A 23,845-nucleotide genomic window follows, 5' to 3' on the forward strand; every position below is an offset into this window, starting at 1 on the left:
CTGGTAGAACAGAACCGAAGGGAGAAACACGTTTTCGAAGTTGATTAATAACCCTTTAAAAATTAGTAATTATGGAACAAAACACACGCATGAAGGTGGAAGACATCCCCTTTGACAAACTGGAAAAAGCCGGTATCAACCGCAGTTTTGTGGACCGGATGGAAAAACGCGAACTAACCGATTTTTTGAACGGTTTCCGCTCAGAAAAGCTCTACACAATCAACGCCCGGATTAATGACCAGGATTATAAGATCCCCGCCAAGATCCGCTTGCAACAAGATCAGGATGGGAAAGTCGACGTCAAGGTACACCCCATTCAGCGGCTTTATATCCCCGATGAATACCTGGGACACAAGTTCACCAAGGAAGAAAAAGGGGCGCTGCTCAATGACAAAAACCTGGGCAAGACCGTGGAGCTGACCAGCAAAAACGGGCAGAAGGACACCTACTACCTGGGAATTGACGGCAAAACCAACGAGTTGATTGCCCTGAAAGCAAGGTATATCCAGATCCCGGACAAGATCAAAGGCGTCAGCCTGACCAGCGAGCAAAAAGACAAGCTGGCTGCCGGCCAGAAAGTGACAGTAGACGGCATGATGGGGAAAAACGACAAAAAGTTTGGAGCCACGCTCCAGGTAGATGCTGCCGGCAGGAACATCAGCTTTTCCAATTTTAAACAGGAAAAGATGGAGAAATCAGAGGACCAAAAGCAGGAAGCAAAAACCGAAAAGAAAGCCGGATCCAGGAAAAGAGTGAGTTAGTTTAGTCAGGTCTCGTTTCCAATTAGAGAGGGAAATCCGCATATCGGGTTCCCTTTCTTTTTACCCCGTTTGAGCAAGGTGAATAAGAAAAAAGCAATGAGGAATAGCTGGTTTAAAGAGGGGAATGCAAGTTGTGTATTTATGGCCATAAATACCTTTCATCTTGGTCCCGACGCTGTCGGGAGACATTCCCCAAAGGCATCATGCATTCCCCTCTCAAAAAGCAAAAAGTTAGCAGCAAATTGATCCATGCGACCCAGATTACTTGATAAAGAGAAACGGACGATCGTTGTTCGTTTTCTGATGACCAAAGAAGAAAAGATCCGGTTGGATTCCTTGGTCAAAAGGGGAAAGTATGGGTGCACAAGTGATTTTCTGAGGTTCAAAATATTTGACGAATCCAAAAGGAAAATGATAGTACTTGATGACAAGGCCAGCAATAAACTTAAAGGCCTGGATTATGAGCTCAACAAGATCGGGGTCAACCTGAACCAACTTTCCAAGTGCATGAATTCGTTTGCCGGTTACCGAATCAGTGACAGTGACCGACAGCTTTTGAAACAGGCTTTTGAGATGATGCGAAACTGTTTGATTTTGCTTCAAAAATACCTGCGTTGATTCGTTGCCCACCCTAAAAATCGGAAGATCATGGTTATTAAAATCCACCAGGCCTGCAGCACAAAAAACGCTTTGTTTTACAATGAGCGTAAAGTTGAGCGGCACAAAGCCAGTTTTTATCACTGTCAGAATATGCCGGTTGTCAACCCGTTTCTGGGAGACAAAAACGACCGGTACCGGATTTTTAAGGAGATTGAAGAGCAAAATACGCGGGTTCGAAAGCCTGGGCTGCATCTATCCGTAAACCCGACGGTTGGCGATTTGGTCCGGCTGGGTGATGCCGGGATCCGGACTGAGATCGATAACCTGATGAACCACCTGGGATACGGAAACCAACCTTACTTTGTCTATAAACATGCTGATTTGGAGAGGATTCATTTTCATATTGTTTCCACCCGGATCAATAGTGATACTGGCAAAAAGATCAAAGACAGCTATGAAAAGGAAAAGACACAGCGGTTCATTAAAGAACTGGAAGAAAAACACCAGCTTCTAAAGGACGATACTGCGGAAAAATTAAACTATCGGTTTTCCGGTTCCAGCAAGAACCTGAAGCAAAATCTGGAAAGTTTATTTGGACAATTGAACCGGATGGAATTTATCACCAACAAAGAAATGTATGATCAGGCATTAGGGTTATTTCAGGTGGAAATCAGGAAAGCAGGGAGGGGACATTTGGTTTTTGTGACGGATGAGAATGGAAATCCAATCCGGCATCCAGTTAGGATGGGAGATTTTGAGGAGCGGCCGAGGTTTTCTTTGTCTGAGAAAGAGTCTCATTCAACTAAGATTTCCCGAAAAGAAACGCTGGATTTATCAATAAGTGTCTTAAAGTCTGTGATTCTGAAAGAAATTACCCTGCAATTGTATTTTTTGGAAAATAAAAAAGACAGGATCAAAAAACGGAAGTTGAAGTCGAAAAAAGGGAAGAGGTATTAATTTCACTAGCGGGAATTTTGGTTGTAATGTTCAACATCCATTTCAAAAAGATGATTATATTGGCTATCTCCATTTAACTGTACAATAAAATCCATACATATAGCTTGGCAAAAACCAATTCAACACTGATGGATAAAAAAAGCCTGTCGGAAAGGGATATCTGTACAAAATTCATTTCACCGGCCATTGAAAAAGCCGGTTGGAACAAACTGATCCAAATTCGTGAAGAAGTCACTTTTACAGACGGTAAAATTTACGTGCGTGGAAAGTTGACAGCCCGGGAAGCCCAAAAACATGCAAACTATATCCTCTATTACAACCCCAATATTCCAATTGCAATCATTGAAGCAAAGGATAACAAGCACTCGGTAAGGGCAGGCATGCAGCAAGCGTTGAATTATGGAAGAATTCTTCACATCCCCTGCGTTTTTAGCAGTAATGGCGATGGTTTTCTATTTCATGACAGAACTGCGACCGGGGAAAATCTTAAAACGGAATTAGAAAATATTCATTCGGACATTCAAAACATCGACAATTCCTTTACTAAATTTGAGGAGTATCAATGTAAGACTATTGGGCAATTATGTGATGTTATTAAAGGAAATACAGGAATCAAAACAGCAATTGATGGTGTTTACCCATTAGTGACAACAGCTGAAGAGAGAGGTTTCCACAAATCTTTTCAGTTTGATGCCGAAGCAGTCTGTATTCCTTTGGTTTCTTCCAGTGGTCATGGTCATGCATCACTAAAAGAGTATACTATCAATCTGGAAAATTTGCGTTAGGTTCAATTCTAGCCGCAGCTTTACCAAAAGAGAAGTCGGAAATATCTGCCAAATATCTTTATTACTACTTAAATAACTTTAAAGAAGAGCTTTTAGTCCCGTTAATGAAAGGAATGGCAAATGTATCACTATCGGTTGCAAAAATCAGGACTGTTAAAATCAAAGTCCCACCATTTGGAAAGCAAGAAGAACTAGTATATCTAGGAAAAATGTGAGCGGCTGAGGCAAACACTTCAAAAATCTTCTTTAGATGCGGAGAAGATGATTATCACTTCGCTCAGGGAGGCACTGAGGTCGAAAAAAAAAGATATGGACGTATGATTGGGCTATTAGCATTTTGAATTCTCACATTCGGAGTCCCTTGAGCAGAAATGCAATGCTCCGACTGGGCGAAGTGGAGTCTACTTAATTTATGTGCAAATTCAAAGTGAAAACTAATAATAGATTATGGCTAACCTGTGGAACCAAAAAGGGGCATCCATTTTGTCTTTTGTTACCGGAGAATACTGTTTTATGAAGAATACTGTTAATATTTTTTAACTCTACCATCTTCTCCAATATGAGTTTTTCTCTGCCATACAAGAAATTACCGTTCGTATCAAGCAAGTATGTATTTGGAGTGTTAACAATTTGATTGAAATAGGTTTTTTCAAAGAAAAAATTTGGAACCTATCAATATTTTTCCCTAGTTTCGCTACCGAAAAACTAATTTGGTCGATAAATAGTATTCAGAATGGAGAAAGATGAGATTATAAAGGATGAAATTTTAGTTCAGGCACAACTATTATTCCAGCAGTACGGGTTAAAGAAAACCACGATGGACGAGATAGCAGCAGCTTGCGGGAAAGCCAAAAGTACCCTTTACCATTATTTCAAAAGCAAGGAAGAAGTCTTTGACGAGGTGATCCAAATGGAAATGTTCAATCTGAGAAGGCATGTCAAGAACAAGGTGGAAGAACATGAAGGCATGATTGCCAAACTTAATACCTACATCCTCGAATTTCATAAGGAAGCCATTAATAAAGTGAACATTTACCGGGTATTGAAGCAAGAAAGTAGCTCTAAGGAAGTTGCGAGAAAGCACTTTCTAAAAATGATGGAGTTCGAGCAGGCTTATATTGTTTGTATTCTGGAGGACGGTTTTGATTCCGGTGAATTTAAGGAAACTGCTAAAGAGGATATTCCTTGGCTGGCAGAAATGCTTCTGGCCTCGTTTTATGGCCTTGTTCAGTATGGAATTGAGAAGGACGGCTTTTACAATGAAGAGAAGATGATCCGGATTGTAAACCTGGTCACCCCTAAAATATTTTGTTAATTTTTTATCAAATGTCGACTAAAATACCACTATAGTTTTAATGACTAGAATTGGAAGGACTTTAATATATGAAATGATGATTTGGGTTAGGCATTTTTTTATGTCAAAAATCGACTAAAAACCTAATATAGTATTTCGAACGAACAAATATGTAACAATGAAAAAACAGATTCTTATTTTAACGATTGGATTGCTGGTTGCGAGTTGCTCACAGAATGAGCAAGCAGAAAACGCCAAGGAAAGTCAGGAAACTGCAATCCCTGTGAAAGTTATTGAGGCAAAAATACAAAGCGACAGGGCTATGCTTAAATATAGCGGCATATCGGAGCCTGCCCTGACCATCCCGTTAAGCTTTCAGTTACCCGGGAAAGTAGCCCGCATCTATGTTGATGAAGGAAGCCAGGTTCGCAAAGGGCAAGTGCTGGCTGAGCTGGACAAAACTTCGGTACAAAGTTCGTACGATGCGACTTTATCGATGCAGAGACAGGCACAAGATGCTTATAACCGGCTGAAAACCGTGTACGACAATGGCAGTTTGCCAGAAATAAAATGGGAAGAAGTGAAGGCCAAGCTTGAACAAGCCAACTCTTCAGCAAATATTGCAAAGGAAGCTTTGAAAAATTGCATGGTCATGGCGCCCGAAGACGGGGTGATCAGCGTCAGGAACATTGAAGAGGGAGTCAATGTGATGCCTGGAGTAGGTGCTTTTAAACTGATTTCGGCCGATGATATCCAGGTACGCATTTCGGTGCCTGACACAGAAATCAATAAAATACAAAAAGGACAAATTGCCACCGTGCGCTTTTCGGCTTTGAACGGCCAGGAATATAAAGCTGTCATCGATAAAGTTGGGGTGGTAGCCAACCAGATTTCAAAGACCTTCGAAGTAAAACTGAAAATCCTGAATCATGACATGACCCTCAGGCCCGGGATGGTATGCGAAATCGAAATGCCGGTTGAGGGGAGTACGCCGGGTTTGCTGGTACCCATGCAATCGGTTATGAAAGACGCGCAAAATGGCAACTACCTGTTTGTTGTTGACAAACAATCCAAGCGGGCAAAGCGGCAGACAATCGAAACTTCAGGAATCATCAACAACCAACTTTGTATTATGGCCGGACTTAGTCCGGGTGAGTGGTTTGTAGTTGAAGGGCAGCACAAGTTATCCGACAATTCGATGATCAAATTCAACTAACAATATAAAAGGACAGCGCCAAACAACAATCCCTGAGTCCCCGATTCCTCTTACGCACTTCGAGTTGTTTGGGCTATCCTTTTTAAATGGAAACACGATGAAAAAAATAAATTTGGTGGAAGCTGCCATGAAATACCGGCAGATTATCCTGGCATTTGTACTGTGCATGATGGTTCTCGGAATCTTTGCACTAAAAAATATGCCCCGCCGCGAATACCCTGAGTTTACCATCAGGAAAGGAGTTGTTGTGGGAATTTACCCTGGCGCTACTTCGCTTGAGGTGGAAGAACAACTGACAACAGCCGTTGAGAACTACATTTTCGGTTACGAAGAAGTCAACAAAAAAAAGACCCAGTCCAGTTCCAGCCAAGGCATGATGACGATTTTTGTGGAATTGAACGACGATGTGCGGAATGCCGACCAGTTTTGGTCGAAGTTGCGGCATGGATTGGAAGAAATGAAAATGCAGCTGCCAACCGGGGTGCTTGCCCTGGTTGGAAGCAACGATTTTGGCGACACTTCGGCCCTGCTGATTACCATGTCGTCGGAAAAGAAGTCGTACCGCGAACTGGAAGAAGTGTTGAAAGATTTGGAGTCTGATATCCGGAAGATCAGTTCCGTTTCGAAAATAAAACGGTATGGAACGCAGCATGAAAAGATTTACGTGCGCCTTAGGCAGGAAAAACTAAATGAATACAATGTGGATCCTACCACAATCTTTGCCTCGTTTAAAATCCAGGAATCGCTGATTTATTCGGGCGAATTGGATAACGGACAATTGGTTCTTCCGGTTCATTTGCCTCCACGTTTTGAGTCGGAAGACGATCTGCTAAACCAGATCATTTATACTGATCCGACAGGAAATATAGTCAGGATAAAAGACATTGCCTATGTTGAACGGAAGTATGAAGACCCGGACAGCTATATCCGCAACAATGGTAACAACGCCTTGCTGCTTTCGCTCGAAATGCAAAAAGGCAACAACATTGTCCAATTCGGCAACGATGTGAAGGAAACATTGGCAAAATTCACCGATCAAACAGCCAATGACGTAAAAATCAACATTATTTCCGATCTGCCTGACGTGGTCGATCATTCCATTTCACATTTTATGGTTGAATTTCTCATGGCTATCCTGGCTGTGATTATAGTCACCATGATTTTATTGCCTTTCCGCGTTGCTGCAGTGGCTGGTGCCACCATTCCGGTATCAGTATTGATCACACTCGGTATTATGCAACTGGTAGGCATTCAACTACATATTGTGTCGCTGGCTGGCTTGATCGTGGTGCTTGGGATGGTGGTCGATAATGCTATTGTGGTGATCGACAGCCACATTGAAAAGCTCGACCAACATGAAAGACCTTGGGATGCTGCTTGGAAAGCAGCGACCGAATTGTTCATCCCGGTACTGTCGGCCACAGCCGCTATTATTGTGGCTTTCTTTCCCATGATGCTTTTTCTGGCTGGAATGGGCGGCGATTTCATTGGCACCTTTCCGCTAACCATTGGCATTGCTTTGGGAGTTTCCATGATTGTGGCAATTTTTCTCGTGCCGTTCATGTGTTACGTGTTCATCAAAAACGGATTGCACAAACAACAGTCAGAAAGCGGAAATGATAAAAAAAGTTTTCTCGACCGGGTTCAGAATACTTATGATTCCATGCTGGACTGGACTTTCAGAAATGCTAAAACAACACTGGCATTAGGAGCTTTGTCGGTCATTTTAGGAGTTTTGATCTTTATGAGCGTGGACCAAAAACTATTTCCGGCCATGGAACGTAGCCAGTTTCCGGTTGAGATCTATTTGCCCGAAGGATCTTCTCTAAAAAAGACAGAAGCAGTGGTTGACAGTTTGGAAAAGTTGCTTTTACAAGATGAACGTGTAACCAATGTTGCTGGTTTTGTAGGTACAGGCTCCCCCCGCTTCAACGATTTGTATGCTCCGCACATGCCGGCCAAAAATTTTGGACAATTAATGGTCAACACGGTTTCGAATGAAGCAACCATTGAAATATTGCACGAATATTCCGAAAAATACAGCCATATCTTTCCCGAAGCGGACATCAAATGGAAGCAACTGGCCCTGGAAGATTTTGATGCTCCGATTGAAGTACGTATTTCAGGCGACAGCTTGGCTGATTTGAAGCAAACGGCCGAAGAAGTGGAACAAATCCTCAAAGCCAGTCCCGGCATTACCTTAGTACAAAACGACTGGGGCGAAATGCGGCAGGGAATCAGCATTCAGCTTGACCGGAATAAGGCCTCACAGCTTGGATACGCCAAAACACTGGTTGCTGCATCATTAATGACGTCGCTGGATGGCCTTCCCGTAACAACCATTTGGGAAGGCGACTACCCGGTAAGCGTAGTTCTGTTGAAAGCGGAAGACCAGCGTGACAATATCGATGACCTGGAAAATCATTACGTGTCGTCTCCCTTGACGATGGAATCACTGCCACTCCGTTCAATTGCCTCCCTGCAACCCGAATGGACCGAAGGACGCATTGCCCGGCGGAACGGCGTGCGTACCATTACCGTAAAAGCTGATGTTCAACGCGGTTACATCCCTTCAACAGTCCTTAAGGCGATAGAACCCAAAATTGATAAATTGAACTTGCCCGCTGGCCTTTGGCTGGAATATGGGGGTGACGATGAAGCATCCATCGAAAACATGATTCCGCTCAGCTACTCTCTGGCGACTAGCATCTTAATTATTTTCTTCATTCTAATTATCCAGTTTAAAACAACCCGGCGGGCCTTGCTGATCATGTCAACCATGCTGATGAGTATCTTGGGTGCCGCCCTGGGTTTGAAACTTACCGGCTACCCTTTTGGGATGACTTCTTTCATCGGCGTTATGGGATTGGCAGGCATTGTTGTCCGTAACGGTATCATCCTGGTCGATTACGCCATGCACTTGGTAACTCACGAAGGCCATACTTACAAGGAGGCAGCCATAGCCGCGGGGAAACGCCGGATGCGGCCCATCTTTCTAACGGCCATGGCGGCGGCAATGGGTGTTGTACCCATGATTGTCAGCCGATCGCCGCTGTGGGGGCCGTTGGGGGCAGTGATCTGCTTTGGACTGATCGTGGGCATGGTGCTTACACTGACGGTCCTCCCGGTACTGTATTGGAAAGTTTCGGGCAGCGGACCTAACAAAGAAGAACTTGCCTCCATTTAATCTATTCAAAATGAAAACAAAAATGAAACGATATATTTTGCTTATGTTGATCGCGGGACTGGGAGCCTTGCCTGTATCGGCTCAACTGTTAACGCTCGATTCGTGTAAGGTTTATGCCATCGAGAATAATAAGCGGTTAAAGGAAGCCCGGATGAAGATCAATGAGTCGGAAGAAATTGAAAAGAATGCTTTCACCAATTTCTTTCCTAAAGTGAATGCCCAGGCGATTGCATTTCAAGCCAACGATTATTTGATTGACATCAAAACCCCGGAAATGAATTTGCCGGTGTATGACGGCAACCTGGAAAATTTGTCCTCGGCCACGCAATACGCCTATGTTCCGGGACTGGAATTAAAAGCACTGGATTATATGAATGTGGGAATGCTTACTGCCACACAACCGGTTTATGCAGGTGGCCGTATCCGCTCGGGTTATAAACTTGCCACACTGGGCAAAGAAGTGAGCGAAGAAACGCTGAACCTCAGTACCCGCGATGTTGTGGTGAAAACCGAAGAATTCTATTGGTCGCTGGTTTCGTTGCAGGCAAAAAGAAGCACATTGGAGAGCTATAAGGCCCTTCTTAACAGCTTATTAAAAGACGTTCAGGTTTCATTCGACGCCGGCTTGACTCAAAAAAGCGATTTGCTGAAGATTCAACTCAAAATAAATGAAACAAAAGCCGACGAGCTGAAATTGGAAAATGGGATATCGCTGGTAAAAATGGCCTTGTGCCAACACATTGGGTTGGACTATTCGGAGAATATCTGCTTACAGGATACGGCCTTTAGCACTGTCGTGCCCGAAATGTTGTACCTGCCGCCTGCAACAGCCCTCACAAACCGAAGTGAATACCAACTGCTGAACAAGGCCGTCGATGCAGGGATCTTGCAAAAACGCCTGGCCCGCGGCGAGTTTTTACCGCAACTAGCCGTAGGCGTACAAGGTCAATACATGGATTTTGCCGATGAGCAAAATACCTACGGAATTGCATTTGCAACCTTGTCCATCCCGATCTCCGACTGGTGGGGAGGTTCGCATAAGTTAAAGGAGCATGAAATTAAAATTGATGTGGCCAGAAACAACCTGGACGAGAAATCGGAATTAATGAAGTTGCAAATGGAGAGGGCCTACAAAGAACTGACCGAGAGCTACCAACAGATCAGTGTGGCCGAATCGCTGGCCGAACAGGCCCGCGAACACCTCCAGGTAATCACCGACAATTACGAGGCCGGGATCCTCTCAACGTCTGACTTACTCGAAGCTCAGGCTATTTTTCAGGAGGCCCAGGATGGATTGGTCGATGCCAAAAGCACCTATCAAATCCGACAGGGTTATTACAAACAGGCCATTGCGCAACAGGTTTATTAAACAAAACAATGAAGTCATGATAAAAGCAGATATCGGTAATACTGCCGGACGGATCTGGCGATACCTGGACAAAAATGGGGAAAGTACCCTGGCTGACATCAAAAAAGATCTACAGCTAAAAGGATCGGAGATAAGAATGGCTTTAGGGTGGCTTGCCCGCGAAAACAAGATTTTCTTCTATGGAGACGAAGATAACTGGAGTGTCATTCTATTGTACTGACATCTCTTTCTAATTATAAACCATAAAATTAATGCAGTATGAAAATCAAGTATTATTTAATGGACAATCCGATGACGGAAGATGCTGACGACTGTTGTGCCCAGGGAACCGGGTATGAAGCGGTAACAGAGAGTGAAATTTTTGAGTATATGACCCGCAAAGGATCCGGGATCACAACAGCCGAAGCAAAGGCGAACTATCAGGAGTTTATTGAAATGCGTGGACGACAGCCCGAGGATGCAATGAACTACAGTCCACTGATGCAGCGATCGAAACAGCACGGCTCAAGATTGTTAATTAGAGAAAAACATCAAATTCTGTTCGGATTGTTGCGAACTAAAAAAACTTACTTATATTTGCACCCACCAATTAGAAATAAAATGGAAGAATCAGAGAGAATACAAAAACAGAAAGAGCTGATTGAGCTCATCGGGAGGCAACACGAAAAAGAAGGGTATCAACCGGTAACGGGGCGTATATTGGGATTACTGATGGTACTGGACAAAGAAGAATATACTTTCGACGAGATTGTTGCAGAAATGAAGATCAGCAAAAGTACGGCCAGTAATGCGCTGAAAAACCTGGAATTACGCGGAGTAATTGAACATATCACTTATCCGGGGGACAGAAAACGCTATTTTCGGTTTAAATCTGGAGACATGGATGATTTGGTCAGTGAAATAGAACGGAAAATAAATCAAAGCATTGCAATCATCAATAAAATCATTGAACTGAAAAAAGATCCCAACTCCCGGAATTCAGTTTTCCTAAAGAATATTCTTAAAAGCATGAAGTTTTTAGTCAATCATCTGGATCAATTTCAGGAGGAAAACACGAAGGTCAACTAATTTTTTACAGTTGAAGTTCTATTTTATTCCGATCTATACAGACTTTGAAAAACCACAAAGGCAATTATTTTTTTATCATTACGGTTCGGTCTATTCCGAACTTATGAAACTAACTGAATAAAAGGAAAAATGAGGCAATTATTGACTTTACTGACAGCAGGGCTCTTCCTGGCTCCCATAAACGGGAAAAGCCAGGAAAGCTACTCCCTGAACAGACTGCTAAAGCATGCCATAGAATACAGTCATGCGATCAAGAAAGTAGCTTTGCATCAGTCAGAAGGAGGTGCCAAAACCGGGAAAGCCATTGTCAATGAAAGAAATACTTGCTGCCAATGTGACTACGAAATAAGACCTGAAATAACTAAAACGATAAAACATTATTATCATGATTAAATTCCAAATAAGCGCCAATACCAAGAAGATATGGGAATACCTGGACCGGAAGGGAGAAGCTTCACTTCGCGAGATTGAAGAACAATTAGAGCTTCAGGAGCAGGACGCATGCCTTGCCTTGGGGTGGATGGTATATAATAATCAGGTCATTTTACACCTGAAGGGACGAGATTTGTTTGCAGTCATTTTTGACTGAAAAAAATTGATGATGCAAACACTCGCTTGCTCATTGGGCATAGAAAAATTTTGAAAACCGGAAACAATCAAGCCCCTGCTGTAAAATCCACCAAGCCAATGGTTGCAGGGGCACTTTTGATCAGAAACAATAAGCAATGAATCCATGATAAAAGCAGACATCGGTAATACTGCCGGACGGATCTGGCAGTACTTGGACAAAAATGGAGAAAGCACCCTGGCAGACATCAAAAGAGATTTGATGCTAAGGGGATCGGCGGTGAGGATGGCTTTAGGCTGGCTTGCCCGCGAAAATAAAATCTTCTTCTACGGCGACGAAGACAACCTGAGCATTATTCTATTATACTGACATCTTATTGATTCCAAGGAGTAAGTTCTATCAAATTTTTGAGCCATTAAAAAAACAAAAGCATACAAACCATTCAAAATATCGAAACATGAAATTCAAAAACATTTTTCTCTTTCTTACAGTTGTAATTTTCGTATCGTCAGGCTGTAAAGATTCCACAAAGGACCTGCCCCGGGCCGAAACAATCAAAAAGGTTAAAGTAGAAACAATTACAGGTGACATTATTCAAAGCACAATGACCCTTAACGGGAAGATCAAGGAAAAAAGTTTAACCTCACTTTCTTTCCGTGTAGGAGGCCCATTGGAAAAATTGAATGTAAAACAAGGTGATTATGTTCATGCAGGGCAAGTGATTGCCGGGATTGATGATCGCGATTACCAACTTCAGGTGGAAACAAGCAAAGCCCAGTTTGAGCAGGCAGAAGGAGAGTATAATAGGTACAAACAGTTGGTGGAGCAGAAGAAAATTCCGGAGAATACTTTTGAAAAGATAAAATCGGGATACCTGATGGCAAAAACATCTTATGAAAATGCCCAAAACCAGTTGCGTGATACAAAATTGAAAGCTCCTTTTTCGGGATACATCTACGAGAAATTCGTAGAAAACTATCAAACGGTTGGTGCAGGTACGCCAATCGTTTCGATTATCGACAATTCGCATTTGGAGGTTGTTGTGCCCATTTCAGAAAGCCAGTTAAACAGCGTGAGAAGTAATAAAAAAAGCCTTTTGAATGTTGCCAATGCCGGAATAAAACAACTTCCAATACAGTTGCTGAGCGTAAGCGAGAAAACGATGGAGGACGGTTTATACGAAGTTAAATTTTTGTTTGAAAATAAAGACGATTTGAAAGTAGCTCCCGGAATGACGGCGGGAGTAACGGTTTATAACCAGTCGGAAGAAAACCAGCTATCGGTTGCTTCCACAGCTATTTTTCATGAAAAAACAAATACATACGTGTGGCTTTATAATCCTTCAACAAGTAAAGTTGAAAAACGCCAGGTGAAAATTTCATTGGACGGTGCAAACGGACGGGTAAATATCGTATCGGGAATAACTAACGGCGACCAGGTTGTTACTGCGGGGGTCCATTATCTGGTTGAAGGACAAGAAGTAGAGCCGCTATCAAAGCCTTCTGTAACTAACATTGGAGGGCTGTTGTAATGTTCGAAAAGCTGTTAAATCAAAAAGCAATGATCTCAACGATACTGTTTGCAGTATTGTTTGGGGGAATTATTGCCTATAACAAAATCGGGAAGCTGGAGGATGCTGAAATCCCAATTAAAGCGGCTACGGTAGTAACGGTTTATCCCGGGGCTACAGCGCACGAAGTGGAACTTGAAGTTACCGATGTTTTGGAAAAAGCCATTCAGAAATTGGAGAATGTCGATGATATTACTTCTGTTTCGCGTCCCGGTTTGTCAATCATTACGGTTAATATTCAACCAACAGTAAAAACCCCTCGGCTGCCCCAGCTTTGGGACCACCTTCGCCGAAAAGTAAATGATGCAAAAGGTTCGTTGCCTTCGGGGGCCATGGAGCCAATTGTAAATGACGACTTTGCAGACGTTTATGGTATTTTGTATGCCGTAACAGCAGATAAATATAGTCACGAAGAACTGATAAAATATACAGAATACGTTGAACGTGAATTGTTAGGGGTTGACGGCGTCCGGCGGTCGCAGGTTTTTGGAGAGCATACCCAAACGATTGATATTGTTTTTTCTTCTGAAAAACTGGCTGGATTAAGTGTGAACCCGATGTTAATCGCAGCAGCTATTCAAAATGAAACCGCGATTATTAATCCCGGTTCGGTTGATGTTGGCAAAGAATCTGTCCGGGTAGGGGTTGGACAAAAAATAACAAGTGTAGAAGAAATAGAAAACTTGTTAATTCAGGTTCCTGATGGGGGAAACTTCCGTTTAGGAGACATTGCTGCTGTAAAAAGGGCGTATCTGGAGCCAAAAAATGAAGCCTTATATTATAACGATAAACCTGGTTTAACACTTGGCCTTTCAAACGAAAGTGGAATTAACGTTGTAAAACTGGGCGAACGCTTGGATGAAAAAATAACTGAACTACAAAAAGAACTTCCGGCGGGAATTGAGATTAACCGGGTTTACTACCAACCTGATCGTGTTGACAAGGCCGTTAGTAATTTTATGTTGAACCTGGCAATGTCGGTCGGTATTGTAATTGTTGTGCTGATGTTTGCCATGGGGCTGCGTTCGGGGTTGCTGATTTCCAGTGGTTTGGTTTTTACGATTATGGGGACCTTAATTGTGATGCTGGCCATTGGATTGCCTTTACACCGCGTTTCGTTAGCCGCAATTATTCTTGCAATGGGAATGTTGGTAGATAATGCCATTGTTGTGGCCGACGGCATCTTGGTTGATTTAAAATCGGGGATGGACCGAAACAAGGCGTTTATACACACAGCGAAAAAAACAGCGCTGCCTTTGCTCGGAGCCACAGCTGTTGCCGTCTTGGCTTTCTTGCCGCTAAGAATGTCGCCAAATGCAGCCGGCGAATTTTTGTCATCCTTATTTACCGTGTTGATTATTTCTCTTTCGTTAAGTTGGATATTTGCGATGATACAAACTCCCTTCAATGCAAAATATTTTTATCGCAAAGAACGTCCGAAAGGAGAACATGCAGTAGCTTATAACAATAAGTTTTACCGGGGTTTTGAGGGATTTCTGAAATGGGGAATACGTCACAAATTAATATTTACAGCAATATCATTTGTGGTTTTGGTTTTTGCATTCTGGTCATTCCGTTTTGTGAAAGTCGACTTTATGTCGAAAATTGATTACGACCAGTTTTATATTGAATATTACCTTCCACAGGGATCAGATATAAAAACGGTGGAAAAAGATGTTCAGCAAATCCAGCAAGATATTTTAAAAATGGATGGCGTCAAATCGGTAACGGCCTCAGCCGGCCGGCCGGCAGCCCGTTATTTGCTTTTGCGGCACATGCCTACAGGCGGTTCCAATTATGCCGATTTTATTGTTGAAACCGAAACTACGGACAGGGTTAACGGGATAATTCCCGAAATTCAAAAGTATTTGAACAATAATTATCCCGATGCCTTTTTCAGGGTGTTGGAATATGGCGCTGCTTTCTCCGATGCCGATATTGAAGCCCAATTTACAGGTCCCGACCCGGCTGTGCTGAAAGATTTGGCAACCCAGGCTAAGAAAATCTTTTTAGACGAGCCAACGGCAACTGAGGTTACCGATAACTGGAAAAACCAGACAAAAAAGATTGTTCCGGAATATTCTGTAGAAAAAGCGCAACCGCTTGGATTGACCCGCTCTGATATGGGCAATTCAATTCTCGTAGCGACTAACGGAATGCCCATCGGGGCGGTTTACCAGGGAGACAGGATGCTGCCGATTGTATTGCGTACCGACATCAAATTGGGCGACAACTTGGAGCAACTAATGAGTGTCCCGGTTTGGGGACAGAACAGCAAAGGAAGTGTCCCGTTGTCGCAAATAGCCGATACATTAAAAGTTAAATGGGATTATGAACTTGTAAACCGTTTGAATAACCAACGTTCGATTAGAGCGCAATGTAACACAGTAAAAGGGCACACGGCGGCTGAAGTTCAGGCCAAATTCCAGCAAAAGGTTGAAGCGATAGAATTACCGGATGGTTACAAAATGAATTGGGAAGGCGCTACCGCCCAGTCAGGTGAAGCCAACCAGGCATTGTTTACGTTTTTACCATTGGCTGTGGGCTTAATGGCCATCATAATTATTGGTTTATTTAATAACCTGAAACAACCGGTTATCATATTCCTTATTGTTCCCTCTGCTTTTATCGGCGTTGTTCTGGGGCTTGTAACAACAGGAACATTCTTAACATTTGCAGGCATTATTGGCGCTCTTGGTCTTATTGGAATGATGATTAAAAATGCCGTGGTGCTGCTCGATGAAATAAACCAAAATATCAGGGAAGGGAAAGATCGCCTGACCGCTACAATAGATTCTGCATTGTCGCGTTTGCGCCCGGTAATGATGGCTTCTCTGACAACAATTCTCGGAATGGCGCCCCTGCTTGGAGATTCTATGTTTAATTCTACGGCAGTTGTAATTATGTTTGGCCTGGCGGTTGGTTCTATCATAACACTGGTTGTTGTTCCTGTTTTATATACCGTATTGTATCAGGTTGACGGACGTAGTTTGGAAAAATCTGAAAATAATAAATAATAGCAAATTATGCCGGTCAGAAAAAGTGATAAATACCATTTTAGAAAGAAGAAAATGAAATCGATAATAATAATAAGCACAGTCATCCTATTTGTTTCTGCAATCACATCCAATCATGCGACCGGGCAAAAAGTAATGACCCTGGAAGAATGTCGCCAGCAAGCTGTTCAATTTAACAAGGAATTAAAAGCAGCCGCTTTACAAAACAAGGAGGCACAGGTAAACCAGGAAGTTGCAAGAACGGCCCATTTGCCAAAATTTGGCTTTTCATCGTCGTTAATGCACCGGCCCAATATGGACCCGATAAGTATGCCCGGTTATTTCCTGCAAACTGCCGACAGTGAAGAAGATGCCATAGCCGGCAATTTCTCCGGAACGAGTAATGTATGGAAGCCCGGAACGACTATCGATATAAACAGCCTTACATTGATAAACGGAGGTTTGGAAGTGACCCAGCCGGTTTACGCAGGCGGAAAAATCAGGTATTCCAACCAGCAAGCCGATGCAGGTGTTGAAATAGCCAATTTATCCCTGAACCTGAAATATTCGGAGATAATTGAAAAAACAGACAAAGCATTTTGGCAGGTGGCAACGGTTGAAGAAAATATTTTGATCGCAGATGAATATATTAAGATGTTAACCGAATTGGAAGATCAAATGTCCGCTATGTATGAAGTCGGGTTACAACCTGCCAGTGAAAAGCTAAAAGTGACGGTTCAGAAAAATGAGGCTGAATTAAATTTGTTGAAAGCTAACAACGGATTGAAAGTAGCTAAAATGTATTTGAACCAGATTTTAGGACAACCACTGGATACCGATATCAAAGTCAGTCATAATGTAGGTGCGGATGTCGAACTGATAAATTTTGGAAACGGAATAACCCAGGCCAGCAACAAAAGGAATGAATTGAAAATCCTGGAGAAACAAAAAGAACTCGACGAACTTGACGCAAAAATTACGCGTGCCGATTATCTTCCAACAGTTGGAGTAAGTGCGCAATACACAAGTTTTTGGGTAAGAGACTTGTACGAAGACAGTAATTTTCAGCCCATATTGGCAGCGCAGGTGTCAATCCCTGTTTTTCAGTGGGGACAGGGTAGAAAGAAAATGCGTGCCGCACAATTAAAAATACAGCGGGCGGAAACAGATTTGGAGAATACAAGTGATTTGATAAACCTTGAAGTGATGCAGGTTAAAATACAGGTTGAGGAAGCTTACGAATCAATCAGTCTGGCTGAAAAAAATATGGAAGAAGCCAGGGAAAGTTTGGACGAAACCCGTGCCAGTTTTGATGTTGGTTTGAATACCACAACTGAGTTATTAAGCTCACAAGCCAAATGGGTAGAGGCAAAAGCCCGGTTGATACAAACTGTTGCCAACTTTGAGGTATTAAAAACACGATGGGAAAACGTTACCGGCAATTTATATATGCCCGAAGAAGGAGAGGAATGAAGATGGATCAGGGTATTTTTTTCATTGCGGCCAATAGCACGGCCACCCGGGTAAGCAAAATCATTACCATGAGTAATTCACAGGTGGAATTATTCTATTATACTGACATCATATGAAAAGCATCTGCAAACAACGGGACAATATTTATACTGAGGCCCTATATGAGCTTACCAGTCCGAATGCACAAAAGGTTTCCCTGCTTTTTCACCACATCTATTCACTGAAGCTTGGAGATGAGTATTTAATTAACTCTGAGGAAGATATTAAAGGTTTAGTAGATTTTTTAAACGTTGACAACTGCTGGCATGAAACACTTAACAATAATAATAACCCTGACTATTTGCCTTAGTTTTATCAGTCAGGCCACCGTATTTGCGCACAAAACAAACATTTCGGGAAGAATTGTGAACCGGAGCCAATCCGCCCCTTGCCAAGTTCCTTATCCTAAAGTTGCAGTCGTTTTGAGCGGCGGTGGGGCCAAAGGCTTTGCCCATATCGGTGTGCTGAAAGTTTTGGAGGAAGAAGGAATTCCCATCGACATCATCGTAGGCACCAGTATCGGCAGCTTGATTGGAGGCTTCTATTCAATCGGATATCGGGCCGATGAGATCCACGAAATTATTGAAAAGCAAGATTGGGAAGCCATTTTGTCGGACGGTGTTTCCCGCCTATACTTGTCAGAAAATGATAAGGAGCTCCGTCAGCGGTACCTGTTTTCACTCCCGTATGGCGATAACAAAAAATTAAGCCTTCCCCTGGGGGTCATCAAAGGACAAAATGTGATGAACCTGTTTTGCGGGTTGGCAGGAAATGTTCCCGTAGATGCCGATTTTACAAAATTGCCCATTTCGTTTGCCTGCGTGGCGGCAAACCTTGAAACCGGGGAGGAAGTGGTGATGAAGAATGGCTTTTTACCTTCGGCCATGTTCTCAAGCATGGCCATCCCCGGGGTTTTTGGGCCGTCCCAAAGAGATGGGATGATCCTTGTTGACGGAGGAATTGTAAATAATTTCCCTACCGACGTGGCGAAAGAAATGGGGGCCGATATTATTATCGGTGTCGATATCAGGGGTGGTTTTTATACCCGGAAAGAAATCAAGTCGATGGGCGAGATCGTTGGTCAGATGGTCAATTTCCTGGGAATGGAAAAAGGCGCTGCCAATAGCGGCCTTTGCGATTTGACCATCCGGCCCGATATTACTGGCTACTCCGTTTCGAGCTTTACGGGTGAAGCTGCAGACACCCTGGTCCTGCGCGGGGAAGAAGCGGCCGGGCTGGTACGGGACCAACTGAATGAACTGAAAGAAAAATACCAGTTAGAAATCAGGAACAAATCAAGGGCATTTATCGCGCCCGAAATATGGGAGATTAACGACATTAAATTGACAGGGGCCAATCATTTGAACGAGGCATTTCTTCTGAAAAAACTCGATTTGCCCGTTCCAGGCAGCTATTCCTACGAGGAAATAAAAAGCGCGATTGACCGGATTTATGGGCACGGGGGCTTTGAAAAGATTTATTTCATGCTCAATGATCATGCAGATGGTGGAAAAACCCTGGAGCTGAATATTACGACCGAAAAAGAGTATTCCATGAATATTGGCTTCAGTGTCAATACAACCGACGCGGCAGCCTTGCTTTTAAACGTAACCCGAAAAAATTACTCGAATATTATCGGATTTTATTCTGCCAGTGCTGAACTATCGGCCAATCCGGGATTTGGAGTGATGGCTGAGACAAATAAGAATGGCTTCCCCGCGCTGGGAGCAGAAATCAGGGGCAAGTATCAGAATTACGACATCTACGAAAGAGGCACCAAAATTGTCAATGCAGATTTGTTTTACGCTTCAGGATCAATATACCTGTACCAGTCTTTTCTAAAACAGTATAATTTCGGGCTTGGCCTTCAGGAGGAATATTTTAGCGGCGATGTTTTTGCTAAGAGCAGCAGCTTGCCTGATGTTTCGGCTACAAAAGTAGATCGGTTTAACACCGATGTTTACGCGTACCTTTCACTGGACAACATGGACGATTTTTATTTCCCCACGAAAGGAACAAACCTCTACGCTGAGTTTTCTCTGGATATTGATTTTAAGAACGAAAAGGTGAGTCCAGCCCTTCTTTTAAACATGAAAAATGTAATTCCACTGTGGCGCAACACGGCCCTTTTATTTAATCTATATGGCCGTGCATTGCTTAGTTCCGATTATCTGATGGCAAAAGCTACGTTCATTGGAGGAGATTCCTACTCACAATATTTTAGTTATCACCTTCCCTTTTACGGGCTGCCCCCGGTTATTGTGGCCGACCGTTATTCGGCCATCGGGCTGCTGGGCCTCCGGTTAAAGCTTTCCAAATCCCAATATATTTCACTCCTATTCAATATGCTGCAGCAGGGAAACTCTCCTGCTGACTGGACCGAAGCAAACCCGGGATATGGCGGTGGCATAAAATATTCGATGAAAACAATGATTGGCCCGGTGGATATCGGAATAGGCTATTCCGATTTAAGCGAAGAACCGGCTTTCTCGGCAAACTTGGGATATTGGTTTTAACGACTTGCTAACATATTTGGAAGAAAGATACAGAGAAGAGGCAACTTTAGAATTTTGAATGACCTATGAAACAATGTTTTTTTATAAGATATTATGTTCTTCTTTTTACACTACTTGCTCCGGCAAAAGGATCTGGGCAGGAGCCTACGATTTCGGGAAAGATCAGCGACCGGGCTACAGGCGAACCAATTCCTTATGCGAACATTGTTTTTGTGAACACCACGGTTGGAACAACTTCCAATATCAACGGCTATTATTCGCTTCAGGTAAATGATACGGCCAGGGTGTTGCAGGTATCGGCTGTGGGCTATAGCAAGCGGTTTATCATGGCCGACACCCTCGGATCGCCTGTTTTAAACATCGAATTATCAGAAGAGGTGATTCCTATTGCAGAAATCGAAGTCACCCCGGGTGTAAATCCTGCCCACAGGATCATGCAGGAGATCAGCATCCACAAAAAGGATAACGACCCTGCTTTTTTCCCCGATTGGCGAAGCAGCTTGTACAGCAAGTTGGAAATCGACCTAAAAAACCTGAAGAAACCGGATAAAACCAACAAATTCTGGGACCAGGTTGGATTTGTTTTCGATTACATGGATACCCTCGAAACAGACGGAAAAACCTTTTTGCCTGTATTTATAACCGAAACAGTATCTGACTTTTATCATATCAAAGACGGCGGCGACTATGAATATATTACAGCCAACAAAACCTCCGGTATGCAAACCAACATGGTGTCAGAATTTACAGGAAAACTTTATACCAACGTAAATCCCTACAGCAACTTTATCAACATGGCCGATGCCGCCCTTATCTCACCATTGCACGACCAGGGGCTTTCATATTACCGTTACTTTTTGCGCGACAGCGCCTGGGTTGACGGAGAAAAAATTTACGAATTGTCGTTCTTCCCGAAACAAAAGCAGGAGCCTGTATTTAAGGGAAAATTCTGGATTTCTTCGTCAAGCTATGCGCTGAAACGTATTGAAATGAGATTATCAGAAAATGCCAACATCAACTTCGTACAGGATTTGGTTTTTGAAAAAGAATACCGGTTAAAAGACGGCCGGTACATTCCGGACAACGAATCGATTTGGGCCGATTTAAACCTCCAAACAAACAAAAAAGGGAAAATGGCCGGTTTAATGGGACGAAAATCAACCAAGTACAAAGATTTTCAATTCCCCTCCAAAATAGTGAAAATCAGGAAAAACCAAAAAGAAGTTAGTGTTTCGCCCAATGCTTTTGCAAATGGCGAACAATTTTGGGACAGCATCAGGCCCTTTAACCTAAACGACAGGGAAATGGCGATTTATGAGATGGTCGATTCGTTGAAGAACGTCCCGGTTATAAAAACGGCCTTCGACTATATCCATATGTTTTTCTTTGGTTATAAAGATATTGGCTTGTTTGAAATCGGCCCATATTACTACATGTACAGTTATAACGAAATTGAAGGCAACCGCTTTCGCTTTGGAGGAAGGACAACTCAAAAATTCAGTCCCAACCTGCGCCTGAACGGGTACCTGGCCTATGGGTTAAAAGATGACAGTTTCAAATTCAGCACAGGGGCAGAATATTATTTCCAGAAAGACAAACTCTTTTCAATCGCCACGCAATATCAACACGATTACGAACTGCTTGGACGAAGCGGAAATGCTTTTATGGAAGACAATATTTTAATGACGGTGTTGAGCAAAGACCCCTTGTCCAAACTAAACATGGTGAACCGTTTCCGGTTTGAAATCAGAAAAGAATGGTCTGTTGCATGGTCTAACCGGTTAAAGCTCGAAACCAGCGAAATAAAAAGCGGCCCCTATGTTCCTTTCTTCGACCGGCAGATGAACCCGGTTAACGCGATCCGGAATACAGAAATTGTATTCAATACACGGCTGTCGCCAAAAGAGCGCACGGTTACGGGAACATTCGAAAAAGCCAGCTTGGGAAGCACGCTCCCTATTATGAATATCAATACCAGCGCTGGTATAAAAGGATTTTTATCGGGCAACTACAATTACCTGAAACTGGAGGCCGATATTTACGACAAGTTGCCGCTTCACCCGATCGGCTATTCGACCGTGTTCATACAGACGGGAAGGATATGGGGGGACCTCCCCTTCCCGCTGGTTAAAATACACGAAGGAAATGAAACATACTCGTTGGATAAATATGCTTTCAACCTGATGAATTACCAGGAGTTTGTCAGCGACCGATATGTTGGCGTTGCGGCCGAACATCATTTTCAGGGATATTTCTTTAACAAAACCCCCCTGTTGCGCAAATTAAAATGGCGTGAGGTAATTGGTGGCAAATGGCTTACAGGGGATATTGACCTCTCCGGCCATAACCAATTACTTTTCCCTCAAGAAATGAAGCCGTTAAACGGAAAATCATACGGGGAGGTATCCGCGGGAATTGAAAATATTTTAAAGGTCATACGGCTTGACGGAGTGTGGAGATTGACCGGGAACAAGTCCGGACATGACCGTTTTCTGATGTTGGTTTCGATACAGTTTTCTTTTTAGTTATATATAAACCATAAAATTAATTCATTATGAAAATCAAGTATTATTTAATTGACAATCTGGTTACAGAAGATCCTAACGACTGCCGTGCCCAGATAACCGGGTATGAATCGGTAACAGAGAATGAAATTTTTGAGTACATGACCCGCAAAGGGTCAGGGATCACAACAGCCGAAGCAAAGGCGAACTATCTGGAGTTTATTGAAACACATGAGTATTTTCTGAAACAAGGTTACGGGATCAACACGGAATTTATCAATGCCCGGCCTGTTATCCAAGGCGTATTTCGGGATAAAAATGACTTGTTTGACCCTTCGAGGCACCAGGTCAAATTTAATGTCAAGTTTGGTAAATATTACAACCAGACTGCAAAGGACATAAAAATTGAAAAAGTAGAGCCGGTAACCAGCAACCCTGTACTGGGAAGTTTCGAAGACGTTGTTTCCGATGCAGTTAATGAAACCATCACCCCAAGTGGGACGGCCATATTGCAGGGGTTACGACTTAAGTTTAACCCGGAGGACCAGGATCAGGGTATTTTTTTCATCGCTGCCAATGGCATGGCCACCCGGGTAAACAAAGTCATTACCATGAGTAATTCAGAGGTGGTGTTTGTGGTCCCTTCGGAGCTTGTTCCCGGGGAATATACCGTGGAGCTGCGTATGCTGCCCAAAGGAAATAAAACGATGAAAAAAGGCCTGTTGAAAGACAGGTTGACCGTTTAGTCCTTTTGTTCCCGTCCCGGTGGGTAGTAGCCTACCGTACCAGTGGGTAGTAACCCACCATACCAGTGGGTAGCAGCCCACCAGACCAGTGGACAGTAACCCACCAGACCAGTGGACAGTAGCCTACGGACACGTAGGCTATCGTCCACCATATGATGGAATAATAGTTCCCCAGTACAAGGACATTAAAATAAAT

General features: G+C 43.1%; 20 protein-coding genes and 1 pseudogene. All 21 read left to right on the forward strand.

All coding sequences use genetic code 11. From position 1 onward, the window contains the following. Positions 1-71: 71 nt before the first annotated feature. The 21 genes and pseudogenes from ACTB00_RS04935 to ACTB00_RS05035 all read left to right on the forward strand — a co-directional run bounded on the left by ACTB00_RS04935 (position 72) and on the right by ACTB00_RS05035 (position 23,649). Positions 72-761 (forward strand): DUF3945 domain-containing protein, encoded by a 690-nt coding sequence (locus ACTB00_RS04935; RefSeq protein WP_463298833.1) that lies wholly within the window; start codon positions 72-74, stop codon positions 759-761. A gap of 303 nt (positions 762-1,064) precedes the next feature. Continuing rightward, the gene (mobC, locus tag ACTB00_RS04940; protein WP_463298949.1) at positions 1,065-1,379 is read left to right on the forward strand and encodes a plasmid mobilization relaxosome protein MobC; all 315 of its coding nucleotides are present in this window, start codon (positions 1,065-1,067) and stop codon (positions 1,377-1,379) included. Between the two features lie 30 nt (positions 1,380-1,409). Continuing rightward, entirely contained in the window at positions 1,410-2,318 is a 909-nt protein-coding gene (locus tag ACTB00_RS04945) for a relaxase/mobilization nuclease domain-containing protein (protein ID WP_463298834.1), read from the forward strand. Positions 2,319-2,446: 128 nt separating this feature from the next. After that, positions 2,447-2,824, forward strand: a pseudogene (locus tag ACTB00_RS04950) (type I restriction endonuclease); the annotation flags it as partial. A 236-nt stretch (positions 2,825-3,060) separates the two neighbouring features. Next, complete coding sequence (locus ACTB00_RS04955; protein ID WP_463298950.1) at positions 3,061-3,318, forward strand: restriction endonuclease subunit S; 258 nt, start codon at positions 3,061-3,063, stop codon at positions 3,316-3,318. A gap of 518 nt (positions 3,319-3,836) precedes the next feature. Next, the gene (locus ACTB00_RS04960; RefSeq protein WP_463298835.1) at positions 3,837-4,418 is read left to right on the forward strand and encodes a TetR/AcrR family transcriptional regulator; all 582 of its coding nucleotides are present in this window, start codon (positions 3,837-3,839) and stop codon (positions 4,416-4,418) included. Positions 4,419-4,575: 157 nt separating this feature from the next. Next, entirely contained in the window at positions 4,576-5,613 is a 1,038-nt protein-coding gene (locus tag ACTB00_RS04965; RefSeq protein ID WP_463298836.1) for an efflux RND transporter periplasmic adaptor subunit, read from the forward strand. 97 nt (positions 5,614-5,710) lie between these two features. Further along, positions 5,711-8,800, forward strand: coding sequence for an efflux RND transporter permease subunit (locus ACTB00_RS04970; RefSeq protein ID WP_463298837.1), 3,090 nt, complete (start codon positions 5,711-5,713; stop codon positions 8,798-8,800). A gap of 22 nt (positions 8,801-8,822) precedes the next feature. Beyond that, positions 8,823-10,169: a TolC family protein gene (locus ACTB00_RS04975; RefSeq protein ID WP_463298838.1), complete on the forward strand. Its 1,347-nt coding sequence runs from the start codon at positions 8,823-8,825 to the stop codon at positions 10,167-10,169. A 16-nt stretch (positions 10,170-10,185) separates the two neighbouring features. After that, positions 10,186-10,389, forward strand: a complete 204-nt coding sequence (locus tag ACTB00_RS04980; RefSeq protein ID WP_463298839.1) for a winged helix-turn-helix domain-containing protein — start codon at positions 10,186-10,188, stop codon at positions 10,387-10,389. A 38-nt stretch (positions 10,390-10,427) separates the two neighbouring features. Continuing rightward, positions 10,428-11,237: a GbsR/MarR family transcriptional regulator gene (locus ACTB00_RS04985; protein ID WP_463298840.1), complete on the forward strand. Its 810-nt coding sequence runs from the start codon at positions 10,428-10,430 to the stop codon at positions 11,235-11,237. 129 nt (positions 11,238-11,366) lie between these two features. Further along, entirely contained in the window at positions 11,367-11,630 is a 264-nt protein-coding gene (locus tag ACTB00_RS04990; RefSeq protein ID WP_053180224.1) for a hypothetical protein, read from the forward strand. Beyond that, on the forward strand, positions 11,623-11,826 hold the full coding sequence (locus ACTB00_RS04995) for a winged helix-turn-helix domain-containing protein (protein WP_053180226.1): 204 nt from the start codon (positions 11,623-11,625) through the stop codon (positions 11,824-11,826). Before ACTB00_RS04990 ends, ACTB00_RS04995 begins: the two co-directional genes overlap by 8 nt. Before the next feature lie 144 nt (positions 11,827-11,970). Then, the gene (locus ACTB00_RS05000) at positions 11,971-12,174 is read left to right on the forward strand and encodes a winged helix-turn-helix domain-containing protein (protein ID WP_053180228.1); all 204 of its coding nucleotides are present in this window, start codon (positions 11,971-11,973) and stop codon (positions 12,172-12,174) included. An 88-nt stretch (positions 12,175-12,262) separates the two neighbouring features. Further along, positions 12,263-13,336 (forward strand): efflux RND transporter periplasmic adaptor subunit, encoded by a 1,074-nt coding sequence (locus tag ACTB00_RS05005; RefSeq protein ID WP_157624436.1) that lies wholly within the window; start codon positions 12,263-12,265, stop codon positions 13,334-13,336. Continuing rightward, positions 13,336-16,392, forward strand: coding sequence for an efflux RND transporter permease subunit (locus ACTB00_RS05010; RefSeq protein ID WP_053180232.1), 3,057 nt, complete (start codon positions 13,336-13,338; stop codon positions 16,390-16,392). The genes ACTB00_RS05005 and ACTB00_RS05010 overlap by 1 nt, the downstream gene beginning before the upstream one ends. A gap of 54 nt (positions 16,393-16,446) precedes the next feature. Beyond that, positions 16,447-17,844 (forward strand): TolC family protein, encoded by a 1,398-nt coding sequence (locus ACTB00_RS05015; protein ID WP_463298841.1) that lies wholly within the window; start codon positions 16,447-16,449, stop codon positions 17,842-17,844. Between the two features lie 112 nt (positions 17,845-17,956). Continuing rightward, positions 17,957-18,193 carry a hypothetical protein gene (locus ACTB00_RS05020; RefSeq protein WP_053184059.1) on the forward strand — a complete coding sequence of 79 codons (237 nt, stop codon included), beginning with the start codon at positions 17,957-17,959 and terminating at the stop codon, positions 18,191-18,193. Beyond that, a complete protein-coding gene (locus tag ACTB00_RS05025; protein ID WP_463298842.1) occupies positions 18,150-20,399 on the forward strand; it encodes a patatin-like phospholipase family protein in 2,250 nt (749 codons plus the stop codon). The genes ACTB00_RS05020 and ACTB00_RS05025 overlap by 44 nt, the downstream gene beginning before the upstream one ends. A gap of 65 nt (positions 20,400-20,464) precedes the next feature. Continuing rightward, a complete protein-coding gene (locus ACTB00_RS05030) occupies positions 20,465-22,924 on the forward strand; it encodes a DUF5686 and carboxypeptidase-like regulatory domain-containing protein (RefSeq protein ID WP_463298843.1) in 2,460 nt (819 codons plus the stop codon). Between the two features lie 29 nt (positions 22,925-22,953). Further along, positions 22,954-23,649, forward strand: coding sequence for a DNA-binding domain-containing protein (locus ACTB00_RS05035; RefSeq protein WP_463298844.1), 696 nt, complete (start codon positions 22,954-22,956; stop codon positions 23,647-23,649). The last annotated feature ends 196 nt before the right edge of the window (positions 23,650-23,845 follow it).

It is taken from the genome of Sunxiuqinia sp., from assembly GCF_055140945.1.